The 1,497-nt window shown below is 68.0% G+C and carries 1 protein-coding gene; it reads right to left on the bottom strand.

From position 1 onward, the window contains the following. Positions 1-13: 13 nt before the first annotated feature. Positions 14-1,426 carry an IS30 family transposase gene (locus tag DLJ47_RS35280; protein ID WP_109906715.1) on the bottom strand — a complete coding sequence of 471 codons (1,413 nt, stop codon included), beginning with the start codon at positions 1,424-1,426 and terminating at the stop codon, positions 14-16. Between the last annotated feature and the right edge of the window lie 71 nt (positions 1,427-1,497).

Genomic DNA, 1,497 nt, shown 5'->3' with positions numbered 1-1,497 from the left:
GTATTGGGCGAGTTCAATCGGTCGTTGCAACACTGGGCTGTTTCAGGGAGCTTAGCTGCTCGGCGAAGACCTCGGCCGGGGTCTTCCAGCCAAGGCTCTTGCGAGGTCGGTTGTTGACCGCGAGGGCGACGGCTTCGAGGTCCTCTTCGGACCACCTTGACAGGTCGGTGCCCTTCGGGAAGTACTGACGCAGCAGGCCGTTGGTGTTCTCGTTCGTCGGCCGCTGCCAGGGCGAGTGCGGATCGGCGAAGAACACCTTCGTGCCGGTGTCGAGGGCGAACTGCGCGTGACCGGAGAGTTCCTTCCCACGGTCCCAGGTGAGGGTCTTGCGCAGTTGCTGGGGCAACTTCGTCATCGATGCCGTCAGGGCGGTGTTCATCGCGACGGCGCCGTAACCACCGAGCGAGGGACCGTTCTTCACGGGTGGTTTCTCGCCCCACCCCTGCAACCGAGGCAGATGCACCAGGAGCGTGGAGCGGCTGGAGCGTTCGACGAGCGTGCCGATCGCGGAACGGCCCGTCCCGATGATCAGATCCCCTTCCCAATGCCCGGGGACTGCTCGGTCCGCGGCTTCGGCGGGGCGCTCGGACAGGACGACATCGGCAGTGACATGCCCCTGCGGCTTGTTCTGGGACCGCGCTCGGGGAACCCGCAGCGCCCGGCCGGTGCGCAGACACGCGACCAGCTCACGCTTGAGCGCTCCACGCCCCTGAATGAACAGCGACTGGTAGATCGCCTCATGGCTGATGCGCATGGACTCATCATCGGGGAAGTCGACAGGCAGCCGGTGCGAGATCTGCTCCGGGCTCCACGCCGTCGCCCAGCGGCGGTCCTGCCGATGCGGCTTGTTCAGCCCCTTCCACGCGGGCGCCTCAGGCCCGGCGACGATCGTGCCGTCGGGTCGCCGGAACCGGCCGGCGAGCCGGTCCTGCACGTACTCCCGCAACCTGCCATTCCTCACGAGCTTCGAGGTCTTCGGGCGCTTCGCGGCCTGCTGCGCCTTCCACTGCGCCACCAGTGCTCGGTAGACCGGCTTACCGCCCCTGGTCGCCGCGTTGCGACGCAGTTCGCGTGAGATGGTTCCCGGGTCGCGTGCGATCCTGCGGGCGATCTCCCGCACGCCGACTCCCTGGGCGCGCAGCAGCGCGATCTCCTCGCGCTCGGCGAATGACAGGTAACGGCCGGTGGGCTCGTCCAGACTGATCGGCGGCATGCCGCCAGCGTGACGGAACCACCGGTACCCGACCGGCCACGACACACCCACAGCCTCCGCGGCCTCCAGCGTGGTGACTCCCGACGCGATCCGCCGCCAGAAGTCCCGCTGCACCGCACGAGACGGCTCCGGCCGTCCCGGTGAACGCATCGGCGGCCGCAACGCCCGATCCGACGCCCACTGGCGACGCGCACCAACCGGCACGCCACGCATCTGCTTCTTACCGCGCCCCATCGCAAACCTCCGTGGTCGAGGTGTTGCGACGATCAGTTGAATTCGCCTTG

The sequence above is a fragment of the Micromonospora sp. S4605 genome, from assembly GCF_003176715.1.
GTDB lineage: Bacteria > Actinomycetota > Actinomycetes > Mycobacteriales > Micromonosporaceae > Micromonospora > Micromonospora echinaurantiaca.
This window is presented reverse-complemented; position numbering and strand designations above follow the sequence as displayed.